The following is a 22,579-nucleotide window of genomic DNA, read 5'->3' on the forward strand; positions in this document are numbered from 1 at the left end:
TTTTCCCTCTTTCCAATAATATATTTATCATTATTTTTTAATAGCTTTTACTCTTGGCCAACCTAAAGGTAATTCGAAGAGTCTTTCTGATCTATAAAGACTTGCAAAGCTCTCTAGATTACCTGCATAAGCTTCAAGTAATAGTTGGTTAACTAAATCATTATGTATACCATCGCCAAAGTCTAAATACTTTTCTAGTCTGTCTATATTATAACGTAAAGAGCCTTGGCGTAGTTTATTGATATCTTTTTTTAGCAATGATAAGTACCTACCATGTTTAGCCTCAACAACTGCATACTTAGTACCGTTTGAGAATATAAGATCAAGCCCCTGATTGCCTTTGTAATGTAAAGAAACATCTTGGAGTGAATATCCCAATCTTTTCATCTCTCTTTGAGCATAAACGACTCCTTTAGCTTCTTGAAGAGCAGCTTTATTGATAGTACCATCTGCCCTAATATAATTCGTTTTTCTAACAGCATTTAATAAGGCATCTCTTTGTCCAGGCTCACCATATTTAGCAAGGCGAGGATTTCTCATAGCACCAAGTGAGCCAGCAGGTTCAATCCAATTATCTAATTTGCTACTGTCTAATACCTTATCTAGTTTTTTCATTCCTTTTCCAACATCATATAAGTCGTCCATTAAGTTAGTAGCATCTAACGCTTTATCAAGCCGTTTCATTCCTGCCCCAGCATCATATAATTTGTCTATTAAATTAATTGCCTCAGCCATCTTATCGACTTTTCTTATCTGAGTTAATTTTGCTGCGGCTGCTTCAGGAGCTCCTATAAATGATGCAACATTAAGAGTGACATCTGTAATAAAAGCTGTTTTTTCTCTTAAGCTCTTACTATTGAAGTCATTTATTGCTTGTGTAGCCATTTCACTGGTCGTTTGAGCTACTATATCTCTATTATTTATTGCCCATTGGACATCAGTTTTGAACTGCTGAACCCCTTCGTTTATAGTTTCGGCAACTATATCTCTATTATTATAAGCCCACTTTACATCATTAGCAAAGTTAATAGTTCCTTGCTTTATGTTAGAAGCTGTTTCAGAGACATAAGATACTGTTCCACTAGCTAAATATTCGCTATTATTATAAGCCCAATTAACATCATTTACAAAATCACCAACAGATTGGTAAGTATTGCCTGAAACATATCTCATTGTTCCATCAGCTATACCAATAACTACTTCTTTTGCATCGCTTGCAAATTTCTTCCATTCTTCTCTACTAAAGACATTGAAATGTCCTGTTGGATCATAGTATATCAATGGATTATTGGCACAATATGTATACAGGTTTAGACTCAACGGATCATTAGGATCACCGGTATACGTGTCTTCCTGCAAGAACCTTGCTACTTTAGGGTCATACATTCTGGCATTGAGATAATACAATCCTGTTTCAGAATCGTATTGATAGCCTGAATATAATATTGAGTTCTTATCCTTAGCAGCACCAGTTGATTCTGTTATATTACCAAATGCATCATAGTAGTAGGTAGCATCAATATTACAAGTTGCAGCATTAATCAATGCGGTTACATCGGCATGTCCGTTGTACATGTAGTAGTATGACTCACTATCAACAGTTCTCATTAGCAGATTGATGCCGTAAATATTTCTGCCCACTTGGTTTCCGGCAGCATTGACCTCCAACACTACCTTGTCATATTCATATATATATCTTGTCAAAGAACCATTTACATTCTTGCTTACTCTGTAGCCTTCTGCATTATAGCCATATTTTGCACCATCTGCATTTATAAGCTGGTTAAATTCATCGTAAGCATATGTAGTTTTCTCTCCGTCTGTAACTGAGCTTGTCAGATTACCGTTTGCATCATACTCATAATTTGTTGTTGAAATTGCTACTCCGTTTTTCTTTGTAATTACAGACTTTAATTGATTTAATTCAAGGTTATAATTATAAACTTCTTCTATTATTATACCATTTTCTTTTATTGTTGCCGTACTTCTATTTCCTAACTTATCATAGGTATACTCAGTAACTTTTCCGCTATATTTCTCATCCACTGTCTTCAAGCGGTTGAGATTGTCATAGGTATAAGTCGTTATTCCTTTTTTATCTTCTTTTGAAAGCATATTGCCATTTGCATCATAGGTATATACATAGCTTTCAAAGGCTACACCTTTATTGTCGGTATTTACAAGGGATTCAAGTCTTCCGTCCGGATAATATATATAGTCTTCCCTTGCACCACCGGCATAAATTACACTCTTTGCTGCTCCGTTTTTGTAATAGTCGTATTCTGCTATATTTTCTGCGTTGATATCACCGTTTTTCACAAAGGCTAGCCTTCCGGCTTTATCATATACTTTTGTGGTTATATTGTTCTTCTGGTCAATGGAAGTCTCTGCTGTTAGTCCATCGCTTGTTACAATGTCATATATGTACAGTATCTTTCCTTCTACATTTGAAACACCTTTTGTCTTTACTCTGCCCAGTTCATCATAAGTTCTTTCTACTACTTCAGTGGTTGTGGAAGATGTCAATATTGACTTCAATTGATTTCCGACAGCGTCATATTCATAGTTTTTCTTAGTATAGCTTTGTTCTGTTCCGTTAGCTCCTATCTGTACTGCTTTTTCTTCTACAACTAAGCCTTGTGGGTTGTATTTGTATTGAGTTTTAATGTTTTTCCTGTCAATTACCTCTTTTACATTTCCATCGGCATAGTAGTAATAACTTACAATATTATTTGATGTTCCGGGATATTCTTTTTCCATTACCAGGTTTCTCGCATTGTAATTGAATTTATTTGTTTCGATTCCATTAATTTCCTGGCTCTTCATATTTCCGTTTTTGTCATAGATATATCTTGTGGTATCGGTTAGTTTGTATACCCCTTCCTTTACTTTTGCATAGGAACTTACACCGGTTAAATTGTCTTGCTCATCATAGTTGTATACCGTAATATTTTCTCTTCCATCTATAACATAGGCAACATTGCCTCTTGCATCATAGTACTGCTGTTTTACTATATATTCTCCCGATTCATTTCTTTGTTTTGTCACAATTAATTTTCCGTCTTTATTGTATTCAAATATCTTTTTATGGTCTTCTCCGTCATAGGACTCAATTTGAGCACTGTTTCTGTTGTAGTTTATTTTTTCAATTACATTTCCCACAGGATCAATTTTGCTCACAAGTCTTCCCATGCCATCGTATTCATAGGAATTCACGCTGTAAGATGACTTTGCAGTGTTGCTGACAGTATCTTTTTCCGTTACTTTTGTAACTTCATGTAGTACATTGCCGTTTTTATCGTAGTATTTTAATGTTTCATGGGTTGATGTACGGGTTGTACTGTCAACTCCTGTAGCAGGATCTATTAATTTAACATTATCCACTACACTTCTTGTAAGTCTTCCCAACTCATCATATTCATATTTTGTAACGGTATTATTGGCATCTATCTTGTACTTAACGTTTCCATACAGATCATACCAATAACGTACCTCTGTTTCATTGGCATCTTCCTCTTCTGTGCCATATACCTTTTCGCTCAATACACGGCCAAAGAGGTCGTATTTATATTCTTTTACATTTCCGACACTGTCTTTTTGATAGCGTAAGTTACCCATTGAGTCATACTTATACACTACAGTATTAGTAGGTATTGATGAATCTCCCGGATAAGTTACACTCCTTTGCAATCCAAGACTGTTATACTCATAGGATGTCTCATTTCCGTTTGCATCTGCTTCTTTCTTAATATTTCCTGCATAGTCATAATATTCAGTCTTTAGCCTATATTCGGTATAGATCGGGTTGTCCACGTTATCTATAACCATTACATCCAATTTTCTGTTTACATCATCATAGAGGTATTTTGTAATGCTGTAATACAAGCCGGACACCTGTACTGGTGTGTTCACATTTTCAATTATCAACGTTTTATTCAATCCATGGGCTGTCGTTTCACCAACTACTCTTCCCAGACCGTCATAACTGTATTTCCGATTGAAATTCATACCGTTAGCTCCTGTAAATTCAGGATTCTTAACGGTTTCCAATTGGTTTGCAAGGTTATAGGTATACTCTACACCATAGGCATCATTGATTAAATCTTCAACAGCTACTGATTTCTGTTGATTTACAGCATCCTCATAAGCCTTATTATATGCCTCACCATCAACCTTTTTTATTACATTTCCGTTGGCATCATATTTATATGCCTCAATTACAATGTATCTTTCGTTTTCATTAAAATTACCGGTACTTCCATTGTAGTTTTTGATTTTACCACGGAATGCCTTTAAAATAAGCCTTCCCTGCTTATCATATATATACTCTATCTTGTTAGTTGTACCTGTTGCCAGAAGTCCTTGTCCATCTTTGTATCCTACATAATTCTCAGGCGTTACCTCAGCAACTACTCTTCCTGCCAAATCATATTCATAGGCTGTGGTTAAATCCTGGGTTTTTACTGTTTCTTTATTGGTATTACGGTTAAATTCTTTTGTGGTAATACCTTTTTGAATGGTCTTTTCCAACAAACCACGGCTGTTATATTGGTTTTGCTCGCTTGAAAGTAATTTCCTTCCGGTTTCGTTATGCGCATAAACACTTGTACCGGTTACCTTACCCTCCCAGTTATAAGTCATGATCTTCTCAATCGTCGTTTCAAAGCCGGAGCCATTTATATCGCTTATATCTTTGTCATTTACAGTTTGCTTTCCTACACGACCCAGACTATCGTAATAGTATTTTACTGTTTGTGTATTTGGACTAATTACTGTTCCTGGATTTCCAGCCTTATCAAAATTAGTGTAGGTAGTGACTATTGCGCTGTAGTTCTCATAATCCGGATTATATCCGTAATTCTCATTTTTTGTACTTTCAGTAAACAAATCGCTGTATGCAGTTATTTTTTCTCTTTCGTTAACATACAAGTCTTTTTCCAAATCTTCATTGCTGATGAGCACAGCAGTCTTCTGAGGTTTACCATACATGTTGTAATCCAGATATACATTTATATTTTGCTTGTCTGAATCAAAAATTGCCTTTTCTTCTACCAGATTTCCGTCCTTGTCATATCTGTACTCTGTAACTTTTTCCATGGTACTCTTAATAGGAGTGTTTGCAGTATCTACACCGTAAGAGCTTATTCTCTTTACCTTATTGTTGTCATAATACTCATATTTAGTTTCAATGTACCGAACTTCAGTACTTTCGTCCTTTACTTTTATACTTATTTTGCCGTCGTCTCCCTCTGTTATTTCAACAAGATCGGCGTAAGTAGTTTCGGCAACTTTTCTTCCACTTAAATCATATGTAGTTTTTGAATAGGAATATTTTATATTGCCGTTTACTTCAGTTACAGGTACAAATTTTTCATCATAAACCATTCCGGGGTTTGTACTGTCATATTTGTTATATGTGTAGTAGGTACTATTACCCCTTGGGTCTGTAACTTTTCTTACTTTTCCATCCTTGTAGTACTCTGTTTTGGTAAACTCTTCAACATCTCCCTCGGTCGGATTTGTAACTTTTACTATCCTTCCGGCATAATCCATCAGGTATTTTGTATCGGCTGTTTTATATTTTGTTTGATTATTTTCCTTATAGCTTGATAAATATTTGGTTTGTACTTTCTCAGTTCCATAAGTACCATTATCCAGATTAACATATTCATTATATGTGTACTTCTCTAAAAGAGTAGAACCAAAATATATTGCTGTAACCCTTCCCAATCCATCATAGTTATAGACATAGGTACCACCGGATGGGTTGATTTCTTTTTCAAGATTTCCTTCCCCATCATAGGTATAGCTGTATACATAGCTATTTACCGAGCCATCTACATTTTTAACATATTGAGTATGTTTCAAAAGTCTGCCATAAGCATCGTAGTCATATAAATCCGACACCGTGCCGCTGTAACCTGTTCCATTGTCGTATGCAGGATCATACATTAGAGAATTTATCTCTTGTTTCTTGCGGCCATCATAATCGTAAAACATTCTGGTGATGCTAGGTTCCTCACCGTCGGCTATCCTTGTAATTTTCGTAATGTTATTCATTTTGTCATATTCATAGATGGTCTTATTTCCCAAATCTGTTGTTTCACTTTCAACTCTGAAACAATTGTCATAGGTATATTGCAATGTATTTATGCCATTTGATGAAGATTTCAGCATTCCGTTGTCATAATACTCATACTCTGTATATGTGCCGTTTGGATTTATTATTTTTTTCACTAAACTCTTTATTTTTGTGTCTTCATACTCGTAAGTAGTTATAGCAGTTTTATCTTTGTCAAAAATACTTACATCTGTTACATTTTTTATTGGATTTTCAGGGTCAACAGGTAGCACCGGCTTGATTATATTCTTAAGTCTTTTTATATCATTGCCTAAAGTTTCATAGTAATAATAGGTCAGGTAATTCATTTCATCAATCACATATTGAAGATCGCCGTTTTCATAGTATTTATAACGTTTAACAGTATCGTCGGGATTTTTTACTAATATTACGTTTGATTTTTCATCAGTCTCAATAATTGTCTTATTTACTGCCTTCTTTCCATTTTCTGTTTCTATAATCTCTGCTGTTTCAAATTTCTGCGGCAGATTGTTTTCCCATAACTTTCTGTTTTCTTCTTTTCTGAGCATCTGGTCGGTAAAATAAGTTGTATCCACATAGTTATTGCCTGATAACAGATAATATTTCGTTTCAGTCACCTTTTCTATCGGGTCAATAACTCTTATAGGCCTGTCAGGGAAATTTATATTATATATCTCTTTTGTCAAATCCCCTCTTCTGTTGTAGTACTGACGGCTTACTTCAAGACCGTTTGTTGTCATCTCCGATGTATCATCTATGCTTAAGTCCGTATATAGATAATAGGATGCCTTATTATTGCTGTCCACCTGTTTGATAATTCTACCCAATCCATCATAGAAATTTGTGTAAAGAGCTATTTCATTATTGTTGTCATCAACCTTTTTTATAGTTTTAATTTTATTTTTTGAACCTTCGCCTTCGTTATAATATTCATATTTAGTTACTTTGTCATTCAGATTTTTTACAGAGGTAAGCTTACCATCAGTGTAACTATAAGTAACGCTTCTTCCTGCTTTGTCACTGATACTTTTCAGCTTTCCGCCTTCATATTCCAATGTAAGTGTTCTTCCGATTTCATTACCTGTTGCATCGCAATCAAATATCTTTTTAAGCTTGCCGTTTTCATAATAGAATTTAATTCTGTTTCCGTATCTGTCTTCCTGATAGGCAAGTTTTCCTGTATCGGCATAATATAAATATACCGTTTGATCTTTTTTCTTAAGTTTGTACATTGATATACCATCTACAGTTGTCTTAGTTAATTCATCGAAACATCCCACCGGAGCTTTGTAGTTTGCACCGTCAGCTGTAAACACAATTTTTGTACCGGTAGGATAGGTGACTTCAATTCCAGGGACTTTTTCCAAATAGTATGCGCATACCCAACCTGTTTGATTGTTAGGAGTTATTACCTCATACCAATCGGAATGACCGGGCCAATTAATTACTCTTCCTGTATGCCTCAAAATTGTTCCGTTGGCAATTCCTCGGATAATTGGCCAGTCAGTGGGGTATGCATCTCCGATATTACTTGGTGCTTTTCTTAAATTCAAACTGGAGGCTTTTACCCTATAAGTATTGGAGTCCACTTTTTTTATAAAGGTCTCAAAGCTCATGCGCCAGCCATTTCCAATCACCAATTCGTCTTCTGTGTCTGCATCGCTTGAATTGTAACTTCTCACAACCTCAACATTCATATAAGGCCCTTCAAGACTAATATCCACTGATTGGGTCAAATAATTACCGGTAAGCACGTTTGCACCATTAGAATCATACTGAGTTCCTCTTCCTTCTGTTCCGTTATAGTCAGCCCCGAAGGTTGTACCTTTTATTTGATTGACCACATATTCACCGGCAGCACCTATGCATTTTGTACCATCGTTTCCGGCAGCAATAAATGCTCTTCCGAAAGCAGCAACAGCACCAAAAGATGTTCTTGCATACTGCAACGGTCTTAATCTGACTATGTTGTCATTTGGATCTTTGTCCGCTTCGATACTTAAGTAAGTGTTGGTTTGCGGGTCATATCGGTCAACGGCATTAGTCACCTTTGTTGTTGTCCCGTCAAAGGTTGTACCGCAGAACAGATATATTTTTCCGTCTATGCTCAATGCCTGCAAACCTCTGGTCTTTATTGGCAGTGAAGTTTTTTCCGTGCAAATACCGGTAGTTGTGTCATATTCTTCAACAATGTCAAGAATACCGTTTTCATTGTATCCACCAAATATGTAAATTTTCTTCCCATAAGTAGCCATACCGAAATCGGCACGGGGTATATTGGTATTGTCGGTAAGGGTTGTCCATGTGTTGTTTTCTATATCGTAGACTTCAATGGTGTTTAAGAAACCGGTTTCGTTAATTCCACCAACTACATAAATCTTGTTGTCTATTAATACTGCCTTTGCTTCACTTCTAGCTGTCGGCATTGGTGGAATTGAATCTCTGAATATAAATTCACCTATGGCCGGATTATACCTTTCAACGGTGTTGAAGTAGTTTGTTCCGTCAAATCCGCCAAATATGTAAATATCGTTGTCGGTTGCAGCTATGGCAAAATTGCTTTTGCCTGTCAGCATCTGTTTATCTGGGTCATCTATGTATTCTGTCCATTTATCCGCTATGTAATCATATTCGCTTACAGTATTTAGGTATTCGTTGTCGTCGGTTTTTCCTCCAAAGGCATATATCCGTCCGTTTACTTCTGCCATCCCCAAACCTTCCCTTGGAGGAATCAGGCTTGGTTTTGTGATTGTGGTTCCCGGGAGTGGATTAGAGTTTGTGTAGATAATTTCTAATTTTCTCCACGGTGTTGAAGTTGTCGGTTTATCCTTACTTAATATCATATATCCATATTCAATAGGCTTATTAATTATAAGTATATTAAACCTACTTAGTTTATTACTGCTACTACTTGAATTAGGAATCGGACTTTCAAAATCAATTATTTGAGTTTTCTCTCCACTCAGTAGTACTTTATGCGTTCCTGATGCTATAAAAGTATCTTCTAAATGATAAGAAGACGATGGATTCCATGGATCGCTCATTCCATAAAGATAATCTCTTTGAATAAAATCACCTTGTACTTCCAATACACCTGCTGTAAGATTATCATTTCTAGATGCCTGAATCTTAAAATTTTTTCTTACGAATACATAATCTTCTTCATATACCATATAGAGTTTTGCAGATCCATTTGGTATTATATAATCTCCATTTATCAAAAGTTTCCCTTTATTTACATAAAGTTCGCCAGTTTCCTGCAATAAATTTCCTTTTACTATCAATTCTCCATTGTTGATATTAACTTTTTTGACTATCTTCATATTCATATTTCCATTAATTAGGACAGTGTGCCCATTAATATCAAAAACACTATTAGCATCATCAATTGTAAGATCTCCATTCACTATTAAGCTTCCTTCAAGAGGATTAATAATCTTTTTCAGCTTTAAATTTGAATTTATAGTTCTTTGACATATAAAGGTATTTACAGATATTACAGAATCAAATCTAACATAATTATCCGTCCCCTTAACTTCCAAAATGTTGAAGTATGAAGAAGTATTCGAAAATTTTACAACTTGCTCTTTTAATCCACTTAATATTGTCTTATGCGATCCCTTAGCTACAAAATTATTCGTAGAACCATTTGAGGGATTTCGTTCCTGTGTGAAATCACCTTTTACCTCCAGAACCCCTGCTATCCAATTATCTTTATGACTAGTTGTTGCAATATAAAAATCACCTTCAACGCACACATAGTCCTCTTCATTTACCATATACATTATTCCATTTTTTGTTGAATTGTAATTACCTTTTATCAAAATTTCCCCTTTTCCTACATATATATTTCCGTTACTATGTATTAAATCACCTTCAACTGTTATTTTGTGACCATTTGCATTTAATTTAACACCGCTGTAATTAATTATTAAATCTCCATTTATTTTTATATCGCTTTCAAGTGGATTAACAATTCTGATCAATTCTAAATTTGAATTTATAGTTCTTTCACATATAAAGGTATTTACAGATATTGCAGAATCAAATCTAACATAATTATCTGTCCCCTTAACTTCCAAGATATTAAAGCATGAATAAATGCTTGAAAATTTTACAACTTGCTCTTTTAATCCACTTAATATTGTCTTATGCGATCCCTGAGCTACAAAATTATTCGTAGAACCATTTGAGGGATTTCGTTCCTGTGTGAAATCACCTTTTACCTCCAGAACCCCTGCTATCCAATTATTTTTATGACTAGTTGTTGCAATATAAAAATCACCTTCAACACACACATAGTCCTCTTCATTTTCCATATACATTATTCCACTATTTGTTGCATTATAATTACCCTTAATCAGAATTTCTCCCTTTCCTACATATATATTTCCGTTACTATGTATTAAATCACCTTCAACTGTTAATCTACATCTATTTAATCTTAAATTCCCACCTTTAAAAATACAATTACCTTCAATCTTCAATTCTCCTTCACTAAAGTCAATAGTTCCCTTTTCAACAGTACAATTACCTTTAACTGTTATTTTGTAATCATTCATACCAAGTGCAATTGTTCCTGCTTTAATTATCAAATTTCCATATACTCTATTTTCATATAATACTTCACTTTTGGTAATAGTAGCCTCACCTGTATTAATTAAAATCCTTCCACTATTGCCCATATCATTATTATTTGAATCTAAAGCTATTATCTCACATAGATAATCTCTATTAGTACTTAATCCATTAATAAAATATGATATTTCCTCTCGAGGCAATGCTTCAACTACAGCATAATTGGCACCATTTAATAAAACTTGGTACTTGCTAGCACCATCTACAGCTTTCCAAATTATTTCTGCACAAGCCAAATCACTACTATCCAGTTCTGCATTAACCTCAATTGGTTTTTGTGGTGCACTTATTACCCTTATAGTTTCACTCCATGCACTCTTTTTTCCATTTAAATACTCTACATAAACTTTGTAAGAATGTTGGGTATTTTTGATAAGGTCTCTATGCGTAAAGGATGAAAATTCTTTTGAAACATTGTATGTAAAAATATCATCTACACATACTACATATTTTTTAGCATTGTTTACTTTATTCCATGCAATAGTTATTGATGCGGTACCATCCTCATTCAATATATTCTCTATTACTTTAAAACTAGAAATTTCATTTAAAAGAGTAGCTACCTTGATAGAAACTTTATCGGAGCAATTTCCTGCTTCATCAAAAGCTTCAACACTATATTCATACTCTTCCCCTGGTACTAATCCTTCTCCATTGTTGTCATCAACAAAAGTTGCTACATAAGTAGTCCCTATCAGCTCGTTATTGCGATAAACATTATAGCCTGCCACACCTATATTATCCGTTGCTGCTTCCCAAGTAAGAGTAATTTTTTTGTCTGTTGCTTCAGCTACCAAGTTTTGCGGTGTTGATGGTTTTTCTGTATCTTCAGCAAGTATAGTTGTGGACATTTCGTCGATTGTAGGTATTACATTTTCATCTTCATAAAGAGCATCCGTTTCCTGAAACTCTATAGGCTGCATTTCATCAGCAATATCATTTATATCCCATTCGATATCGGTATCCATTTTATCATTTGATATACTGCTATCACTACCATTAAAATCGAGTAAAGAATCACTTGAGGACATCATATCATCATTTTCTAGCTGTTCATAATTCATGCTATTGGCATTCTGTTCAACTTTTGCATCATTTTCAACTATTAAAGGATTAATTATCTGGTCAGTTGTCTCACCTTGGTTATTTTTAGACTCAATTGTCTTTTCGTTTACAGCTTCACTTTTATTATCGTCTATAAGGCAAGACTCAGTTGTTAATATATTTTTTTCTTCGGCCTGTGGAACAATATCCTCTAAGACTGCCTTTGAAGACAATATCTCCCCGTTATACTCTTGATTTGCTGCTTCTGCTTTGCTGACACCAAAAGGGTTAAATACACTTGATGTTAAAATTTGAACAGCAAAAAAACATGAAATGATTGATGATACAATTCTTTTCTTCCTTGACATCAAACTCTTTCTCCCCTCACAAATACAATTTTATATATTTTGAAAAACTTGTTTTAGATATGATGTTAATTTTACCCACAAAAGTTTACCAAAAAAATTTACAGTTGTAAATACAAAAAAGAAAAGACTCGCATCTACTGGCCTACGAGTCTTTTCATATATATTAACAGTTTGTCGAATTAATTATAAAATATAACTTTATTTGCCAAAAGTCAATACTTTAGTATGTTCTACTTTCCAAACATTACTATTTTGTGTTTAACATGTTATAACACTCTAAATCATGGAAACTTTTATTTAAGTTGGACGATGGTAACTCCATCTTCCCCCTCCCCATATTTTCCAAGCCTATAAGAGCTTACCCTTTTATTGCTTTTTAGATATTGGTGTATTCCGTTCCTCAAAATCCCGGTACCTTTACCGTGTATTATACATATTTCGGGAAGTCCGGATATAACTACATCATCTAAGTACTTATCAATAGCTTCTAGTGCATCATCAAGCGGCATACCTCTTACATCTATCTCACTGCTGATATTTTTTGCCTTAGAAACACTTATTTCTCCTACCCCTGTTTTGTATATCTGTTCCTTCTGCTCGTCAACCAATTTCAAATTGGTAATATGCACATTTATTTTCATAATTCCAACCTGAACAATTGCCTCACCGTCTCTGTCAGGAGGTGTTATAACTGTTCCCCTCTGATTCAGATTTACAATTAACACGCTGTCTCCGGGCTTAAGATTTTTAGGAGGTTTTACAAGGGTGTTTTTAGGCATAACAGATTTACTCAAAGCATCCTCTATGGTATCTATATTGCTTTTGAGTTTAAGTCTCATTTCTTCGGCAGCCTTCTGACTTTGTATATTTTCCCTTTCCTTTTGAATTCTTCTCATTTCGGAAAGTATATTATCTGCTTCATGTTTTGCATTGAGCAGCAGCTTTCTGGCCTCTTCCCTTGCTTCCCTTAAAATCTTCTCCTTTTTCTCTTCTAATTTCCTCTTTTCATTTTCCATTTCACTTTTTATTTTTTCTGCTTCTTGTTTTAAAAGCTGTGCCTGTAATTTTTCGTTCTCCGATTGATTTAGATTCTTTTCAATGTTCAAAAGCATATCTTCAAACTTGATTTCTTCACTTGTCAAATAACTCTTTGCCCGTTCAATTACCGAATCAGTAAGTCCTAACCTCTTTGAAATTGCAAAGGCATTACTTCTGCCCGGTACACCTATTAAAAGTTTATAGGTTGGTTTTAAAGTTTCAACATCAAACTCACAGCAGGCATTCTCAACATAAGGTGTAGTAACCGCATAAACTTTGAGCTGGCTATAATGGGTAGTGGCTACAACAGTACATCCCCTATCCTTCAGATGTTCCAATATTGCCATTGCCAATGCAGCACCTTCAGTGGGATCAGTACCGGCTCCCAATTCATCAAAAAGGACAAGAGTTCTATCATCTATATTTTCCAATATGTTTACAATATTTTTCATATGAGATGAAAAAGTACTTAAACTTTGTTCAATACTTTGCTCATCCCCGATATCCGCAAAAACCTTGTTAAAAACACTTAGTACCGTTCCTTCGCCGGCAGGGATATGGAGACCCGCTTGTGCCATAAGTGTAAACAGTCCTACAGTTTTAAGGGTTACTGTCTTTCCTCCGGTATTAGGCCCTGTGACAACAAGGGTGTGGAAATCTTCTCCTATCCAAAAATCTATAGGTACAACAGTTTTGGGAACAAGCAATGGATGTCTTCCCTTTTTGATTATGATTTTTCCTTCATTGTTCAGCTTAGGGCAAACACAGTTGTACTCAAGGCTCAACTTCGCTTTAGCAAAAATAAAGTCAAGCTTTGCCAACAGGTTAATATTAGTATTAAGCTCAACAGCTATCTCGGCCACATCACAGGACAATTCCCGAAGAATCCTTTCAATCTCTGCCTCTTCCTTAATTTTCAATTCCCTGATAGCATTATTGGCCTCTACAACAGCCATAGGTTCTATAAAAAGTGTTGCCCCGCTTGCTGACGAGTCATGTATAAGGCCGGGTACTTCAGTTCTGTATTCCTGCTTGACAGGAATTACATACCGCTCGCCCCTCATGGTAACTATCGGTTCTTGCATGTATTTCTGATATTTGGGAGACCTAATCAGCTCATTCAGCTTATCCTTTATTGAATTCTGTGCATGGCGTATCTGCCTTCTTATGCTTCCTAGTGCAGGACTTGCATTATCGGATATTTCCTCTTCGCTCACAATACAAAGATTAATTTTGTCTTCAATTCTTTTAGCAGCTTCAAGACATTCAATCAATTCACCGACAATATTGTCTTCACCTTCTTTAACATTGGCACTGTTGGAATAGTTTTTTAAGTTCCTGACAGCACGCAATACATTTGCAATCCTCATCAATTCTCCCGGATTTAGCATTGAACCTATCTCAGCTCTTCTAACGCTGTCCCTTATATCGTGGATACCTCCTAACGGCGGACTTCCTCTCCTTGATATAAAGTTTACGCCATCGCTGGTTTCCTTCAAATTTATCTTAACTTTTTCAATGTCATTATCCGGCACAAGCTGCCTTGCCAAATCGGCACCAAGAGTTGATGCTGTAAGGGATACCAGTTTGTCTATTATTTTGTTATATTCCAAAATTCTTATCGTTTTCTCATTCATATATGCAATTACCTTTCCCAATGGTTATTCTAAATAGTTTTAACGCAGAAAATTACACATAATACTTTTTTCATAATATTATAGCATAAATGCAGCAAATAAATAATTAAAACTTATAACGCTCCCAACTATAGTATTACAATATATCACATTGCAAATATCATTTCAATTAACGATTAAAACAATTTTGTCACATAACTGGAAATTATTTTTAAGCATAAATTTTTGCTCCGGAGAAAATTCTATTATAAAAGACAAAAGCTTTTGTCGGAGTAAAAGACTTTAATATAACAATACCGGTTTTACAGGGAGGTTTTGATAGTGACCAGTGAAAAAACCCTTGAAATCATCAGGGAATATATTGATGATATCAGAGAGTTCCAGAATAATCCCAACTGGAGTTATGAAAAAAAACAACATATAAAAAAGGCGTTGGAAGCTTACGAAAATCTATTTGAAGATGCTAAAAACGGCAGATTGGATCCGGATATCCTGCATGAAAACATAACAAGTTTCATGTATATGCTGCAGTAATTTCAGAGTTTTGCATTTTTTACCTGAGTTTTTTTCCTTGTCTCAAGTAAAAATCTATTAATCTGTTATTTTTATAAAACATAAAACGATGGGCTTCTTTTTTTCTTTACAAAGTACATAATGACTTTTTTGACATTAAATTAACCGACACCTGATTTTGGTGTCGGTTAGATGAAGCTGAAAATTTTTATGCTATTTATACATTTTCTCAAGGCTTTCCACAATAGCTTTTTTCAGTGCTTCAGCAGCCTTATCTTGATAAGCGGATGTCTTTAGCTTGTTGAGTTCTGAATTGTTGGACATATAACCTATTTCCGCAATTACTGCCGGCATGTTGGCAGTTCTTAGAACAGCCAGTCCAGGACGTTCAATAATGCCTAAGTCCCTGGTTCCTAAAGTACTTACCAAATTTTTCTGTACAATCCTCGCAAACTCATAGGAGGTCAATTTGCCTTTTGTCTTAGATGCACTCGGATAATACAATGACATACTACCGGTAACGCTTGACGCCCCTGCGTTGTTATGAACGCTAATGAGTAAATCGGCATTTTTACTATTTGCAAGATCGGATCTTGCATATAAACTCAAAGTGGAATCACTGGTCCTCGTCATATAAGTTACGATTCCCAACTCTTTCAGTTTTTCATTCAATTTTTTTGCAATGCTGAGGTTTAAATCCTTTTCCTTTACCCCACCATATACTGCTCCTGATTGCGTTCCGCCGTGTCCGGCATCAATTACAACAATTCGTCCCTTTACACCGGAATAACCGCCGCCACTTGCAGGTATTTCTTCCTTTACTTCTTCAGGCATTTCCCCCAAATACACTGTAGATGTCTTTTGGCTCCAGCCTACCGGGATATTAAAGGATTCAGCAACAAATCTAACAGGAACCATAACAGTGCCGTTGTACAGTACAGCCGGCGATTCCATTCTCTTTATTTCTCCATTTACATAACAATTGATATAACCAATATACATTATTATATTATCATTGCCTTTAGTAATAACCAGTCTGTTTCTTAGTTCATTCCATTCCACTTTGGCACCAAATTGCGAAAAAACAGTTGCTACCGGTACAACCAGGCGATCATTAATTGAAATTGGTTCTCTTTCCATATTGAGGGCTAATCCGTTAACAGCTATTTTAGAACTGGATATGGCCCCCCAAACCCCTGAAAAGTATTCGCCTGCTGCATAAGTATTCGTTATGTTCAGTAAGAAAGTAACGATAATTAAAGTCAGTAATAAAGTCCTCTTCATAGCTCTCCTCCCCAAATTGATGGTTTGTTTACATAATGTATTTCTACGTGTATTATGTTTATCCTTTATGTAATTTTTGCTACATACGGGCCAGAGGTTGAGATATCCAATGCAATTTTAATCTTCTTTTGAAAAATGGGATTATTAGACTTAAGCCATAAAAAATAGACCAGCTTGGAAATGACTAATCTAAATGCCTTTTTTAACCTTTAATGCTCTGCGAATGGGAGGAAATATCCAAAATCCCAGTGCCATTGCTACAAGACATGCACCCATTGAAGATAAAATAGGTAATATGGAATAATACAAATCTGCCAATGATATATTTGAATTTGTTTCAAATAATTTAGATATTTTTATAATAAGAAACATAAACAAAAATGCAATTCCGGTAATTTGAAAAATGAAATGCTGTTTTAGTAAATTTAAAATGGATGCTGAAAATAAAACCACAAAGAAAACAGAAACAGAATAATTTATACTAAGTTCATGCATAAATTTTCATTCCTCACTTCTTATATATCTGCATTTCTCAGGTATATTTTATATTGATTGGTAATTTATTTCAATATATTTCCCTACCCTTTACTTAAGCTGTTTTGGTTATGCGAAATTTAGCCAACCGGAAAAAATTTTTTTAAAATAAAAATAACTTCCGCTACGAATGTTGTAAATTTTGAAGCGAAAGTTATTTTACTGCTAAATCAAAACTATAATAAATTTTTTGTCAAAGTAATGCAAATTATTTTACTCTGTTTCTTCAATTACACTATTAATCTTTTCAGCAATCTCATCAACTGCTTTTTTTGTAACTTCATAATCATATGCACCATTTATACCCATAACATTATCCCAAATTTTGGTCAAACCCTCTTTTAAATAATTTTCCGCAGGTCCCCATGAAGCAATTGACGGATAAGCTTTAGCATACTTCATTTGTTCTTTAAATACCTTAAGAAACTTATGGTCAGAAATTGAAGGATCTTCATACGCTTCTTTGTTGGTAGGAAGGTTTCCGGTAATTTTAGCGTATGCAATCTGCGCTTCCTTATCGCTTAAATAATCGCAAAGTGCTATAGAAGCCTCTTTATTTTTCGACGACTTGAATACAGAAATTGTGCTTCCGCCCAGAAATGCCTTTCTGCCAGCTGGACCTTCAGGAATTAAGGCAACTCCGATTTTATCTATAAGGTCATTTACGCCATCGTTCTTATTTTTCTCCAGAGTTGCTATATTCCAAGGCCCTAATATCGAAACTGCATAGGCGCCGTTCGCAAAAGCAGCCTCAACATCGTTTGTGCTTTTTTCCAGTGAAGCTCTATCCATTAGCCCTTCCAAAGCAAGTTCCGAATAGAATTTTATTCCCTGTAATGCCTCCGGAGAATTAATTTTAACTTCTTTTCCGTCTTCCGATGTAAACTCGCCGCCAGCACCGTAAATCCACGGTGCAAAGTTATGCAAGACATTCCAATCATTTTTTCCGGGCATACCTAATGCCGGCAATCTTACTCCGTCTATTTCGATATTGTTCAATTTCCGCAATGCTTCTTTAAATTTATCCCAGGTAGCAAAATCAGTCTCAGGATTAACACCAGCTCTTTCGCAGGCATCCTTCCTGTAGAATATTACTCTTGTCTCGGCAAACCACGGTACAGCGGTTTTTTTATCGGATCCAAGAAGACCTGTTGTGTCTAGAACCGATTCCTGAAATTTGCTCCAATCAATATGATGGGTTAAATCTTCCAAGGCATCCATGTAGGAAATAGCACCAACCCAACTTGTCCCAAGTTGTGCTATATCAGGTGCATCTCCTGTTGTAGCTGCAGCTGTAAGCTTTCTCCATGCAGCTCCCCAGTCAACAACAGTAGTAGTAATGGTTAGTTCCGGATTAGCATTCAAAAAAGGCTTACATACATTTAACAAATCTTGTTCCGGTGAAGAACTGTTGGGCATTATCCAAATCTTAATATTTCCAGAATAACCGCCCGATATAGCCTTTTCCTGAGGTTGCTTGCTGCTATTAGGTAACACAGGCGGTTCCGGTTCTTTTGTCTCTTTTTTGCATGCAGCAAAACTAAATAAAAACGATAAAATCAAAAAAAATGTAATTACCTTTTTAAGCATGTCTAATCCTCCCAGCATAATATAATAGTAACAATGTGACATCAGTTTGTAAAAATAAACTGACGGTTCAATTAATCTGATATCTTTCATCAATAAAAACTACTTTCACAAGGATATTATGCGACCGGACGAAAAGTACATTCACAACAAGTTTATAATTTTACACAAACATTGATTATTAATTACGTAAAAGTATAAAAAATTGAGAACGCAGTAGCGAACGAAAATACAATAAATAATATATGTTTACTTTTTTTGATTTTCCAATAATCGAAAAAGAAATAAAAATACTATATTTTTATCTTAATTCAAATAGTAACAAATTTCAACTATTCTATTGATTTAATCCGAAAAGCAATTATGTGAACCAATGGGAATAGCACTCTGTAAAATACGAAAAATACAAGTATATCACTGATGTGATATACTTTTTATTGGGAATTTTTTAAAATATATTCCAAAACAATATGTGCATTTTTATTTCTCATAACATCATCTTTATCATTTTCTTTAGGGAGTCTTATTGCGAAGTAATAATCTTCGGGAAATCCCATTTCCAAAAACATATCCAATTTTTTCACCGGAATTGCATATACTTTGTAATTGTTTTCCCCGTCAGGGTCCGCTTTTACTTCCGGAAAACCGCTAAGGTCAATATTGTACTTGTCAACATAGGAATCAAGCGGTTCAAAAAAATGATGGTTGATTATCGGCAAAAGTGTTTCTTTATCCAACAAAAAAATTTGAGATATACCTATAACAAATTCCACTTCAAGCCGTGAAGGTGTAATCGGTAGAATTGAAACAACAGCTTTTTCTTTATCTTTTCCCTGTATTAATGACTCAAAAAGAGCCTTATTTTCGTCCAAATTCTGCAATATAACTTCTCTGTTTCCAATAACATATCCGATTTCCAGGTCAGCTTCACCGCCGGAGTCACCGCTTGACGCCACAATAATTGTTATAATTACGAATATGGCTATTATTACTTTATATTTGTGATAATACCAGAAATTTTCCAGCTTTTTTCTAAACATTTTACCAGCACTTACTCCTTTCGAATTATCTTAATATATACACCCTATTTTTATATTTAGGGGTAAATATCGATTTAAATTAAACTTTGAGTAATTATCAATACTTATTTTACATTAGACTTTTGAAAATTCCCATAGGCATTTTCAAATAATTGTCCGGTTTATAAAGCAATTATCCTATAATTTATCCAAAATATTTTGAAATCAAAATTACAAGGCTTAATTTTAAAGTTTTCAAACTGCTTATAATCTCGCCGATGAAAAATATTCGATTTGTAATATTCAATTCCTTAGTTTATAATGAATTTAAAATAAAAATTACGGGAGGATAAAATGGATCTATTTATTGAAAGAATTGTTGCCAGAAAGAAGGATTATGTGGATTATTTGATTATTTTAGCAACCATTATAATTTCCTTTATTATTGCTTTCTTAATTATACTTATGACCGGCCCTGTTCTGTTTGGGGTAGGAGTGGGACTAGTCACTATTATTGGATATATAGGTTACCGGATTATTACATCGCGAAACATTGAATACGAGTATTCTCTTACAAACGGTGACCTGGAAATCTCCAAAATAATTGCCAAAAAAAGAAGGAAAAGAATTTTTTACGGCAGCTGCAGACAGTTTGAAGTTGTGGACAAAGCATCAAGCGAAAGACATAAAAGATTTGTTAACGATGAGATGAATAAAATTCATGCGGTAAGCTCAATGAAGTCCCAGGATGTATACTTCTTTATATCCAACTACAATGACAGAAAAACAATTGTTTATTTTGAACCCTGTGAAAAAATTATAGACAAAATTAGGTCATTGAACAGAAAAGCTTTTTTATAAAGATGGGAAGCATAAAAGCTTCCTTTTTATTATATGATTTTACACAGCCTATATATTTTTCTACACAATCTATTCGATTCGCAATAAAAAAAGTGAGTAGAATTTTCTACTCACTGTCTATATTTATCTTATGTCTATCAAAATCTTTTTCAATTATCCTTTTACAGAACCTGCAGTAACTCCACCGATTATATATTTAGAGAATACGGCGAATGCTATCAAAATAGGCACAACTGAAATGGCAATTGCCATATAAGCCGCTGAGAAATCTGTTCTGTAAACCCCTTTAGCATTGGCAACAAGAATCGGTACTGTATGAAGATGTTCTTTTCTTAAAACTATCTGAGGAATCAACAGTTGGTTCCATGAGTTTATAAAGTTGAACATTCCCATTGTTGCAATAGAAGGAGTTGCTATTGGCAATACCATCTTGTTAAATATACCGAATTCGGTTGCTCCGTCTATTCTCGCAGACTCAACTATTGAATCCGGAAGTGTAGAATCCAGATACAGCTTTACAAAATAAACAAACTGCGCACTTGCAATCATTGGAATTATAAGAGCCCATAAGTTATTCAACAGATTCAGTCTTTGTACTACATCATAAAAACCGATTACACCAAGCTGGGGTGGTATCATCATAGAACACAATATCACCCAGAACAAAGCCTTATTGCCCACAAATTTATATTTTGAAAAACCATATGCAGTTAATGTACCGAAATAAGCGAGTAAGGCAGTTCCTACTCCGGATACAAACAGGCTGTTTAAAAAGCCTCTCCAAATATTAACCCTTTCTTTCATTTTCAAATAGTTTGCCCAAGCATATTTCCCGGGAAGAAGATTCAATCCCTGTGCAATAGCTTGGTTGTTATGAGTTGAATTTATTATCATAAAATAGAACGGTAGAAAGCATATAACTGCCAGTCCAATTAAAAAAATATATAAAAGGATATCCCCTATACCAATCCTGCTGCTACTGCTTTTATATTTTTTTACGGCCAACGCACTCATTAAATACTATCCCCCCTAATTAAGCTTCTTTTCGATTAATAAATTTCAGAGCAATAAGAACGACAATAAATATGTGCACAAAAAGGCCTATAGCTACAGCGGAAGCATATCCCAAATTATAGTTTGTGAATCCTTGCCTATATATGTGCATTACCATTGTTGTTACTTTATTTTGGGGAGCTCCTGTTCCGTTAGTCAAAACTTGTGGAATATCATACATACTTAATCCACCGATGATTGAGGTTACAACTTGGTAAGTCATTATAGACCTAAGCTGTGGAAGAGTAACAAATCTAAAAGTCTGCCACTTATTTGCCCCATCAACCCTGGCAGCTTCAAACAACTCTTCAGGAATAGCTTTTATTCCCGCCATAAATATAATCATTGTGTATCCAAACCACATCCAAGTCAATATTGTTGAAACTGATAATCTTGTCGCCCAGACATTTTGCAGAAAATAAAATGGCTCTTTAAGTATCTTCAAAGCCAATAATAAATCATTAACCGCACCATTGGGATATCCCAAAAGGAATGAGAACAATGCTGCTATTGATGCCATGGTAATAAGATTAGGCAAGTAATAGATAGCTCTAAAAAATTCTTTACCTCTAATCTTATTGCTTTTATCCGTTAATAATACAGCTAATGCCAAAGCACCTACAAACTGAGGAATAACGTTGCAAATCCACAGTATCCAGGTGTTCTTTATACTCTGAAGAAAAATTCCGCCTTTTGCAATATCTTCAAAGAGCCTTCTATAATTTTTAAATCCTACCCATACAGGAGGTGTTGTAGCACCTTGCCAATCTGTAAAACTTAAATAAAAGGTTTTAAGTATCGGAAAGATTATAAAGATAGACATAATTACAAAAAAAGGAAATATAAACAAATATCCATAAAGGGCGTATTTATCATTTCTTGTTAATCTCTTAAGCAAAG

Annotated in this window: 10 protein-coding genes; 2 read left to right on the forward strand and 8 right to left on the reverse strand. The window is 34.7% G+C overall.

Going from position 1 to position 22,579, the window contains the following annotated elements; all coding sequences use genetic code 11:
- Positions 1-30: 30 nt before the first annotated feature.
- Positions 31-12,153: a Kelch repeat-containing protein gene (locus CLOCL_RS21115; RefSeq protein WP_014255640.1), complete on the reverse strand. Its 12,123-nt coding sequence runs from the start codon at positions 12,151-12,153 to the stop codon at positions 31-33.
- Positions 12,154-12,446: 293 nt separating this feature from the next.
- On the reverse strand, positions 12,447-14,828 hold the full coding sequence (locus CLOCL_RS12230; RefSeq protein WP_014255641.1) for an endonuclease MutS2: 2,382 nt from the start codon (positions 14,826-14,828) through the stop codon (positions 12,447-12,449).
- Positions 14,829-15,149: 321 nt separating this feature from the next.
- Here CLOCL_RS12230 and CLOCL_RS12235 point away from each other — a divergent pair, with 321 nt between their 5' ends.
- Positions 15,150-15,362 carry a hypothetical protein gene (locus CLOCL_RS12235; RefSeq protein ID WP_014255642.1) on the forward strand — a complete coding sequence of 71 codons (213 nt, stop codon included), beginning with the start codon at positions 15,150-15,152 and terminating at the stop codon, positions 15,360-15,362.
- 192 nt (positions 15,363-15,554) lie between these two features.
- Here CLOCL_RS12235 and CLOCL_RS12240 read toward each other — a convergent pair whose 3' ends face one another.
- The 4 genes from CLOCL_RS12240 to CLOCL_RS12255 form a co-directional block, all read right to left on the reverse strand.
- The gene (locus CLOCL_RS12240) at positions 15,555-16,625 is read right to left on the reverse strand and encodes an N-acetylmuramoyl-L-alanine amidase (RefSeq protein ID WP_014255643.1); all 1,071 of its coding nucleotides are present in this window, start codon (positions 16,623-16,625) and stop codon (positions 15,555-15,557) included.
- Between the two features lie 189 nt (positions 16,626-16,814).
- Positions 16,815-17,120 (reverse strand): hypothetical protein, encoded by a 306-nt coding sequence (locus tag CLOCL_RS12245; protein WP_014255644.1) that lies wholly within the window; start codon positions 17,118-17,120, stop codon positions 16,815-16,817.
- Between the two features lie 252 nt (positions 17,121-17,372).
- Complete coding sequence (locus tag CLOCL_RS12250) at positions 17,373-18,749, reverse strand: sugar ABC transporter substrate-binding protein (RefSeq protein ID WP_014255645.1); 1,377 nt, start codon at positions 18,747-18,749, stop codon at positions 17,373-17,375.
- A 431-nt stretch (positions 18,750-19,180) separates the two neighbouring features.
- On the reverse strand, positions 19,181-19,786 hold the full coding sequence (locus tag CLOCL_RS12255; RefSeq protein ID WP_014255646.1) for a hypothetical protein: 606 nt from the start codon (positions 19,784-19,786) through the stop codon (positions 19,181-19,183).
- A 333-nt stretch (positions 19,787-20,119) separates the two neighbouring features.
- Between CLOCL_RS12255 and CLOCL_RS12260 the strand changes: the two genes are divergently transcribed.
- Positions 20,120-20,626: a DUF6106 family protein gene (locus CLOCL_RS12260; protein ID WP_014255647.1), complete on the forward strand. Its 507-nt coding sequence runs from the start codon at positions 20,120-20,122 to the stop codon at positions 20,624-20,626.
- A gap of 153 nt (positions 20,627-20,779) precedes the next feature.
- On the opposite strand, the gene CLOCL_RS12265 is transcribed toward CLOCL_RS12260, so the two are convergent.
- Positions 20,780-21,640 carry a carbohydrate ABC transporter permease gene (locus tag CLOCL_RS12265; protein ID WP_014255648.1) on the reverse strand — a complete coding sequence of 287 codons (861 nt, stop codon included), beginning with the start codon at positions 21,638-21,640 and terminating at the stop codon, positions 20,780-20,782.
- Positions 21,641-21,659: 19 nt separating this feature from the next.
- A complete protein-coding gene (locus CLOCL_RS12270) occupies positions 21,660-22,577 on the reverse strand; it encodes a carbohydrate ABC transporter permease (protein ID WP_014255649.1) in 918 nt (305 codons plus the stop codon).
- Positions 22,578-22,579: the final 2 nt, after the last annotated feature.

Origin of the sequence: Acetivibrio clariflavus DSM 19732, from assembly GCF_000237085.1 — a bacterium.
Classification (GTDB): Bacteria; Bacillota; Clostridia; order Acetivibrionales; family Acetivibrionaceae; genus Acetivibrio; species Acetivibrio clariflavus.